Origin of the sequence: Micromonospora sp. DT62 (assembly GCF_049847285.1) — a bacterium.
GTDB lineage: Bacteria > Actinomycetota > Actinomycetes > Mycobacteriales > Micromonosporaceae > Micromonospora > Micromonospora reichwaldensis.
In genome coordinates this window covers 436,858-445,201 of record NZ_JBNCOB010000003.1, presented here as the reverse complement: position 1 = coordinate 445,201, position 8,344 = coordinate 436,858, and the positions used below count along the sequence as shown (strand labels likewise).

Sequence of the window (8,344 nt, the reverse complement as noted above, 5' to 3'; positions counted from 1 at the left end):
CTACGCCCCACAGGCAGCAACGGCTCCAGCGCCACCCACTCTGCGTCGGTCAGGTCGTGCCGCCTCGCCACCGCTAGAGTGTCCACGAGGTCTCCGGTGTTCGGGTTCTGCTTGGTCGCTGAACCAGATACCGGAGACCTCGCTACATCTCGAACACCGACACGCGAAGATCCTCACTCAACAGCTCAAGCCCTGGCACCGACTTCGACACAGGCCCTAGCGGAGTATGGGGCAGGCCGATGCCGGTCAGCCGGTCGGCCATCCATACCGTGCGGCCGAGAGCGGCCAGTGCCATGGTGAGCGCCAGCAGGGCCCAGAATCGATGCACCGCCCGGACTGCTGGCGGGTCGCGGACGCGCAGGCGAATGCGGCCAGTCCGGCGACGAGTAGCCCGCCGAGGTCACTGACAAGGGCGGCACCGGGCAACGCCACCAGCAGCCAGACGGCCTCGACCAGCACCAGAGCCGTGGCGACGGGAAGGACCAGCCGAACTAACGCTCGGACGCGCGAGGACGCGGCGGTGGGGGCCGATTCGACGGCCGATCCAGGGATCGGGCCGCATCTCTCGGAGGCCGGAGCGTGGCGGCGGCCGCCAGCCTTTTCGTCTCTTGGCGGCACGACGATCGCTCCAGCTCTTCCTCGTGCAATTCTCGATACAAGACCCGCGTTCCCGCGGATTTGAGAGCGTAACTACGACGAGGACCGACCGCCAGAGCTGATCAGTTCGAACCCCCCACCCGACCTGGATGCCTGCCCGGCCCCGGTGGTGTCTCCGCCGCTATACGCCTTCGAGTCGGTCGACGGTCTGCTCGATCGTGCCCCGTGGTGCCCGTCCCGCGTGAACACCTGGTACGTCAACGGGGTGCCGCCGAAGCGGTCAACACCTGCGGGCTGCTCCTCAAGGCCGTCGTGCATTCGACGTCGATCCAGACCGAAGCAGCCCGACGCCTCGATGGCGGGCTCAACTAGAAGTAGCCCTCTGGCTACCCGATACTCTCTGAGGAGTCTGCCGAGTGTGCACTATCGGTGGGCTCGGGCGCCTCCGGGCTCGATTAGCGTGTTCCACTATGACTCTGGAGCCTGGTCGGGACGACTCGGAGCCCGAAGAGGAGTGGAGCGACATCCACTTCAGGGGTTACACCCAGTTTCCGGCGGTCGTCGATCCCGACGATCTGGAGCTTCCGGAGCCGTTCGCCGCACCGGCTGACGCACGAGAGAACGGTGCAGCCGACGATGCCGGGTAGCTTGGCCGCGCTGCTCATCCTGGCCTTCGCGGCCGCTCCGGGCTATGCCGGTCTGCGGGCGATGGAACGGCGGAGCCCTCGCGACGCGGTCAGCCCGGTCCGCGAGACGCTCGAGATCGTCTCGCTCGGGTTGACCGCCAGCGCGATCACCGCGTTGCTTCTGCTCTTCGCCGCGCAGCTCACGTCCGCGCTGCTGCCGTTGCGGGGTCTCATCGTGGGCCCGGGCTATTTCCGCGCGCATCCGTGGCAGCTCATCCTCAGCGGGCTGCTGCAGATCGTCCTCGCCACCGGGCTGGCTGCGGCGATGGGCATGCTGGTCGTGAGGCGATTCGCGCCGGTGGTCATTCGGCAGGGCAACCTTTGGCATCCGGTGCTGGCCGAGAATCGGGACGGCCGGCGGGCGTATGTAGCGATCGAACTGCTCGACGGTCGTCTCGTTGAGGGATTTGTGCTCATGTGTTCGACTGCGGTCAATCCCGGTGACCGGGAGATCGCTCTGCAAGGTCCGCTTGCGGTCACGGCGTCCGGCGGAGCACGTACCCGTTCCCCGGCAACCACGATCGTGCTCAGCGGGGCACAGATCCGGATGATGACGGTGTCGTTCCCAGAACTGCGGCACCGTGCCAAGGTCATCGAGGGCGACGACGGATGACCGAGGCGGGCATGACCTCAGCGCCCGCACTCGACGACAGCGCGACGCAGCTCCTTGCGGCTCTGGACGGCATGCCGATCCGGATGAACGACCGTGACCGCCTCCTGCGGGCCTTCGACGTGCTGTACAGCACCGAGTGGACCCGCGTGATCGTGCGGCTCACGGCCGACGAGCTAGCGGCGCTCCGCCGGCCCGACCTGCTGTTCACCCCGCACGAGCTGACCCACGTCGTCGAGGTCGCCCGGACCCTGGCCGGCGCGTACTCGTTCGAGAGCACGAACGCCGCGCACATCGCGGTGGCCTTGGCCCTCACCGCCCGGCGCTTCAACGTCGAGAAGGCGAAACCAGTCGCCGTCATCGCGGAGGCGTTTGGGCTGGGGACGCTGAACGAGCCCCTGAAGGTCCTCGATCGGCACCTGACGCGGGTCGGCCGGCCGCCCTCGGACGATGCCGGTAGTGCACCTTCTCCGAGCACATACCGTACGGACAGAGGTGATCGTCTCTATCGGGTCGCCGTTCGGGCACACGTTGTCGCGAGAGGCGTCGCCGTCGGGGTGCTGATCGTCGCGGCCGCGAACGGCGACAGCGGCTGGGCGTGGCCCGTGGCGTTCCTGCCGCTGGTGTCCGCACGCGATCCCGATGAGCCGGAGTACGTGTTGGGCGATGAGGTGTCGCCGGGAGAGATCCCGATGCGGTGGCCGCTTCCCGGTGGCTGGGCGATCCTCGCCGCGGCCCTCGGCCTGCCCGTTGCCCCGGCGGTTTTCGTGATCCTCGCCGTTGTCCTGGCGGTGATCACGGCCGGCGGTGAGGCGTTGACGGCCCGGGAGCATCGGTTCGCCGGAGCCCGGCCTGCCATCGCGCGGCTGGCATCGCTCTCCGAGTCATTCGAAACCACCAGGCGAGGTGTACGCGTCGCGCTCGCACTCGCCGCGGCGGCGCCCGTTACCGTGCTGGCGGCGGCGACCACAACAGTGTGGCCGCTCTATCTCCTGGCGGCCCTGCTTATTCCGCGCCGTTTCTTCCTGTGGGCCGCGGTGGCGCTGACCGTGGCGGTGCTGCTCGACGGCTTCGAATGGATGGTGCCGCTAACCGTGCTGGCCGGCTTCGCGGCGCGGGTCGCTATCGGTCACCTGATGCGGCCACCGGAGCTTGCCGTCCCGGTGCCGGGTTTCAGACACCGGGACCGCAAGGCGCGGCGGATGCTGCGAATCGACCGCCCTGTCGCAGCCGTGACTCTGCTGGAATCGGGCAACTCTCCGCTGCTTGCCTTGGCGTTGCTGGCCGCGGGGAATCCGGGCGACGCCAAGGCCGCGGCCCGGAACCTGCCGGCACAGGCTCGGCACCTTCGCGGCCTTGTGACCTGCCTTGCAGAGCTGGAGCTGGCGAACGTTCCGGCAGCCGCCGAGGCCCTCAATGCGTTGGAACCGCTCGGCGACGCACGACGCGACCGGGCGCTGCGCGAGCAGCTTCTCATCGCCGACGCGCGGGTCCGGGTCCGCCTCGGGCAGGAGGCGGGGTTGGACGAGCTGATCGCCGGCCGCATCCCGGCAACACCCCGGCGCCGGACGCTGCTGGCCGCCGCCGAGCAGGTCCGCTTGGTCGCCGAGGCGCGGATCCGCACCGATCCGGCACTATCCTGGTTTCTCGCCGGGATCGCGTTCGACCTGACGAGATTCGCCCGCGCCCACCGTCCGATGCGGTTCTTCACACACCTGCACAACGAACGCAACCTCGACCTCGAGACCGTGCGGGCCGCCGCTCTCATGGAACGAGCCGAGCTTCGGGCGGGCTGGAGCGAGCATCCGGGTGTCGACCTTCAGGGTTACGACAACGTGGCGTCGTTCCTACTGCGGATGGACCGTCCGATGGAAGCGGCCGCGCAGCTCAACGAAGTGGCCGACCACCAGGTCACACCCCTGCACCGGCTCGACGCCCTGAACAACCGGATCGAGGCGCTCGCGACGCTGCACTGGGCCAGACATCACCTGCGAAATCTCGAGGAACGACGGCTGTGGTGGCGGACTGTCAGCGTCTCCTTCGAGAAGGCCATGGCGCAGGCGGTGGCCGGCCGGGACTGGGCCACTCTCGCCGAACTCATCGAGTCCGCGAGGCTGCAGCTCAGCCCTCTGGACGACGAGTCGTCCGGCGGCAGGACCGCCCCGTACGTCCGGGTCCGCGGTGTCTCCCGGCTCGAGGAAGCGGCCTGGTACCGGCCGGGGGAGCGACCGGACACGTACACCGTCGAGGACATGGCCCGGTTCACGCTCGGGCAGGGTACCTGGTGGTGGAGCACATGGTCGGTCACCGACCGGATCTTCTGGGCGCTGGTGCCTCCGGACGGGCCGGTCAGCGGCGGCGTGCTCACCGTCGAACCCGGCAGCCCCCTGGCGGCCACGCTGGCCGACCTGCGCGACGCCCTGCCTATCCGCTATCCCGGCGAGCAGGACGACAGTTTCCGCGGTCGCGTATTTGGAGGGGCGCTGTGCGGCCCCGCCCAGGTCGAGGCCGACTTGGCACGCCGGCTGGGGGAGCTGATCCCGCCGGACCTGCGGGACGCAATCATTGATCAGCCAGAGACCCGGCTTGCTGTCGCGCCGGCACACGCGCTGGCGAACGTGCCATGGCCGATGATCGCTGTCTCCCACGGTGGTCGCAGCGTCCGGCTGGTTGACCGTTGCCGGCTGGTCATAGCGCCGCCCGCCGCACTGTTGGGCGCGATCGCGCTCCGCGTCTGGGCCTCGGGCGACGCGCCGCTGAAGCTGGCGGTCCTCGACCCCGGCGGTGACTCGGCGCCGCCGCATGCTCAGCTCCGTGCGGCGCGAGGCCTCGGCGACATGCTGCCCGGGGTGCGTACGGTGGGACACTCGGACTTGGTGGATCTGGACGGCTTCGGCGCGATCCTGCGGGAAACGCCAGCCGCGTCGAGCGCGGTGTTCGCCTGCCACACCCACCCCGGCGACGGTAGCCCCCTTTCGCAAGGCCTGGTGGTGCAGCCGGGCACCGGAGCCGATCGGCGGCCCGTGATCCTCAGCGCGGCGGATCTCATCGATGCGGCGCGCCGTCATCCCGTACCCAGGCAGGCCCTTCTGCTCGCCTGTGACAGCGCCGACCTGGGGCAGGCAGCCGAGGGTGAGTGGCTCGTGCTCGGCCCAGCGATGCTCTGGGCCGGCGCCGAGCGCGTCCTCGTCACCACGTTCGACACCCCGGACCTGAACGCCGTCGACAGGCAGCTCGTCCAACACCTTCTTGACGGCCACGACATGGTCGAGAGTCTCCACGCGGTGCAGGCCGCCCCGCTGCGAGAGCTGCCCGATCCGGACAAGCGCCTCGCCCGGCCGCTCTTCTGGGCGGGCTACGTCGCGATGGGCGCGTTCGGCGACCCGGCGGTCATGACGAGGGTACGGTCCTCCCGAACCCGATACGCGTCCAAGAGTGCCGTCACGCTGGTGGAGGACGCCGCCGAAGGGGCCGCCCTGGTGGGCCGTGCCATGGTACTGCCGCGGGACCTGATCCTGGCTCTGGCGCTGCACGGGTACGAGGACGATCTAAGCACCGTGCGCCGGCTGGCAACCAGAGCCGTCGCGTACCCCTGGATTCTGCTTCGGCACGCCCGGAACCGGGTGCGGCACCGCCCACCCGCGCCCGGCGTCACGGTCGGACCGGAGGTTACGGCGCTGCTCGACGCGGCGGCGGAAGTTGCCGACGGCGCCCGGCATCGAGTCGTCGACACCGAGCACCTGCTCGCGGCCGTGCTCGCCGCCTCCGGGCCGGCGTCATCGGCGGCCCGGCTGGTGTCCGGCCTAGACGCCCGGCAGCCTGAGGTCGTCAAGGAGCTGATCGCGGACACGCAGGACGGTTTCCACGACCTCAACCCTCCCGCGATCCGGGCCCTGACCGCAGCGGCCGTGGCCGGCGTCTATGCCGCTCTCGGCGCCCGCCCGCCGGAGACCGACGACGCGGGCTCGATCCTGCTGCGCGATCTCGATTGAGCGGCGGCCTAACGGCCTTCGCGACATCGTCCACGAGGCACTCGACGTGGTGAAGTCCGCACCGTCAGCAAAGCCACGTCCGTTTCCGATCAGATCGTCGGCACCCATGGCGTTGAGGTCGATGAACGACGGATTCATCCTGCCGGTGGTGCTGGTCTCGCGGTAACCCTGTCCGCAGAAGGTTCGAAGATGTCTGATGTCGCATGGCGGCGCCGGCGGACTGCCCAGGCATTGATACCACTGGCACCTCAGGTTGCCTACTGGTTGCCGGCCGAGAGGCGGCCGCCTCATCGTTGTGCTGCCACCGTTCCATGTCAGTGGTTGTCAGCGCAGGGTGCGTCGTGCCTGGGTATCTCGGCGGGCATCAGCAGCGGCCGGCACGTCCTTACGGAGTCGACGAGTGCGCCGAAGTGCGAGGAGGCGTTCCCATCGAGGTAACGGGTGGGCACCGTGACCTGTTCGATCGGGCAGCGGTTGCGGGCGGCGGCAACCAGGACAGCCATCTCGTAGTCGAAGCGCTCACCGGGAACCGTCAACAGCCAGCGCACCATCTCATGGGGATAGGCCCGCAGACCGGTCTGCGTGTCGGACGCCGCCACACCAGTGCTCGCCTTGAACAAGACCCGGGTGACGGCGTTGCCGATTCGGCTGCGTAGCGGCACATCACCGTCGAACCGGCGGACGCCGAGCACGACGGCCCTGGTGGCACGCACCCGTTCGGCCAGGCGCAGGATGTCCGAGGCACGGTGCTGGCCGTCGGCGTCGGCGCACACCACGTCCTTTCCCGGGTGGGCTCGCAGCACGTACCGGTAACCCTCCTTGAGCGCGCTGCCCTTGCCGCGGTTGCGGTCCAGGCGCCGCAGTGCGCAGCCGAGGTCGCTGACCCGCCGCAGCAGCTGCGCCGAGTTCGCGTCGCTGCCGTCGTCCACCACGACGACAGGCATGTGTGGTGCCGCCGTACGTAGGTGAGCGACGAGTTCGACGAGCCTCTCACCCGGCTGGTACACCGGCAGGACCACGACGGCCTGTGTCATGCCACCCTCCTCGACAGCACACGACGCACGGCCACCGGCGTGGCCGGCGTGCACTCGGTGCGGGCACCCTCGTACCCCGTGGGCGCGGTCCTCACTCAGCCTCACATGGCGTCGACCGCCGCGGTCGATACCGCACCGACGGGGTCAGTGTCGTCGGTGGGTGAGGCTCGCCACCAGCGTGAGGAGTCGCCGCTCGCGGCGCAGCAGCGCGGCCGGATCGCGTGCGCCCAGAAGGCATAGCCGCGCCGCGGTGTGCAGCACGCGCGGTGACCAGGAAGGACCGGCGGTGGTGGCGTCCGGCACCGGGATGTTGAGCATCGCGCCGGTGGGAAGCCGAAGCAGTCGCGCGGTGAGGAACCTGACGCGGGGTAGGTGCCAGGGGTGGGAGACCAGGCCCAGCGGTTGTCTCGGGTCGAAGTCGAAATCCGCGAGCAGTCCGTCCTCGACCGCGTACCAGACGTTCTCGAGGGTGCTTGTCGATCGTGTCTCGGACCGTAGGTCCGCGTACCGGCCGAGACCGGCTGCCCGGGCGCGGCTCAGCATCAGGTCGCCCTCGCAGCAGCCTGCCGGTGGCCTGTCCTCGCAGCGGTGTCGCCCCGGCCAGCCACCGCTGAAGACGACGCGGGGTCGTGGAATCCGCGCAGCACCGGTGCGGTAAACGGATTCGTTGGCGGTCACGTAGGCCACCGCCGTGTCGACGCGGGCGGCGCTCGCTGGTGTCAGCATCCACTGCCCGTCGACCCGATGCACGCCGCACCCGAACACCAGCAGCACGAGCGCGGTCGAGTCGCGGGCACGCGGCGCCGGAGGGCACCGTCGACGCTCGGTTACCGGCATGGTCCGTCATCCGGTAGGGCAGGCGGCATGAACCTCGTTTCCGTCACGTTCTGATGTACGGCACTCGACCCGCGACCCATACCCGTGACGCCCTTGACTGGTTGTGGTCACGGCCCTGGTCACAGGCTTGACGCCACGGGAGGGAGAAATCCCGCGTGGGCCGGTATCGCGGTGCCATCCACTGTCGAACTGTCCTGAATTTTAGCCTGATGTTCGACCAGCGAGGATCACCCCCGCGTGCGCGACCTGACGCACGCCCGCAGCGCGTCAGGGCGCAGCGCGGAACTCGCCGTTCGACCGGGTCATGATATCGCTAACATGGCTTTACATCGATTTCCCTGACCGAGGTCGCCGGCCCGGGCACCCAGTCGGGATGTCGCGGTCCGGCGGGGCCGACGCCGGCTTTTCGCTCGCCGAACCCGATCTCGCGGACGTGCGCCCCCGGCGATGCGCGCCGCGCCCGGCGCGCTCCGACTGTGCCCGGAGGTGTGGGCATTGAGGCGCCGGCACGTATTGACGAACGGGATGTTATCGCTCACTCTCGATGTCGAGGATGACGGCACCTGTGGCTCACCGGGCGAGCTCGCT

General features: G+C 69.4%; 6 protein-coding genes. 3 read left to right on the top strand and 3 right to left on the bottom strand.

Features of this window, described 5'->3' with window-relative positions; all coding sequences use genetic code 11:
- Positions 1-142: 142 nt before the first annotated feature.
- Positions 143-328, bottom strand: coding sequence for a hypothetical protein (locus ACPXCB_RS07465; protein ID WP_425873412.1), 186 nt, complete (start codon positions 326-328; stop codon positions 143-145).
- Between the two features lie 739 nt (positions 329-1,067).
- Between ACPXCB_RS07465 and ACPXCB_RS07460 the strand changes: the two genes are divergently transcribed.
- Genes ACPXCB_RS07460 through ACPXCB_RS07450 form a run of 3 tightly spaced genes read left to right on the top strand, consistent with a single transcriptional unit; the run spans position 1,068 to position 5,885 of the window.
- A complete protein-coding gene (locus tag ACPXCB_RS07460) occupies positions 1,068-1,244 on the top strand; it encodes a hypothetical protein (RefSeq protein WP_425873410.1) in 177 nt (58 codons plus the stop codon).
- A 1-nt stretch (position 1,245) separates the two neighbouring features.
- Positions 1,246-1,896, top strand: coding sequence for a DUF6338 family protein (locus tag ACPXCB_RS07455; RefSeq protein ID WP_425873408.1), 651 nt, complete (start codon positions 1,246-1,248; stop codon positions 1,894-1,896).
- Positions 1,893-5,885 carry a CHAT domain-containing protein gene (locus ACPXCB_RS07450; RefSeq protein WP_425873406.1) on the top strand — a complete coding sequence of 1,331 codons (3,993 nt, stop codon included), beginning with the start codon at positions 1,893-1,895 and terminating at the stop codon, positions 5,883-5,885. Before ACPXCB_RS07455 ends, ACPXCB_RS07450 begins: the two co-directional genes overlap by 4 nt.
- 314 nt (positions 5,886-6,199) lie before the next feature.
- Here ACPXCB_RS07450 and ACPXCB_RS07445 read toward each other — a convergent pair whose 3' ends face one another.
- Positions 6,200-6,919 (bottom strand): glycosyltransferase family 2 protein, encoded by a 720-nt coding sequence (locus ACPXCB_RS07445; RefSeq protein ID WP_425873404.1) that lies wholly within the window; start codon positions 6,917-6,919, stop codon positions 6,200-6,202.
- 144 nt (positions 6,920-7,063) lie between these two features.
- Entirely contained in the window at positions 7,064-7,693 is a 630-nt protein-coding gene (locus ACPXCB_RS07440; protein ID WP_425873402.1) for a YdcF family protein, read from the bottom strand.
- Between the last annotated feature and the right edge of the window lie 651 nt (positions 7,694-8,344).

Bases quoted from the DNA above. Each gene is read 5' to 3' on its own strand.
- ACPXCB_RS07460 (WP_425873410.1), top strand. From the start codon at position 1,068: ATGACTCTGGAGCCTGGTCGGGACGACTCGGAGCCCGAAGAGGAGTGG.
- ACPXCB_RS07450 (WP_425873406.1), top strand. From the start codon at position 1,893: ATGACCGAGGCGGGCATGACCTCAGCGCCCGCACTCGACGACAGCGCG.
- ACPXCB_RS07445 (WP_425873404.1), bottom strand. From the start codon at position 6,919: ATGACACAGGCCGTCGTGGTCCTGCCGGTGTACCAGCCGGGTGAGAGG.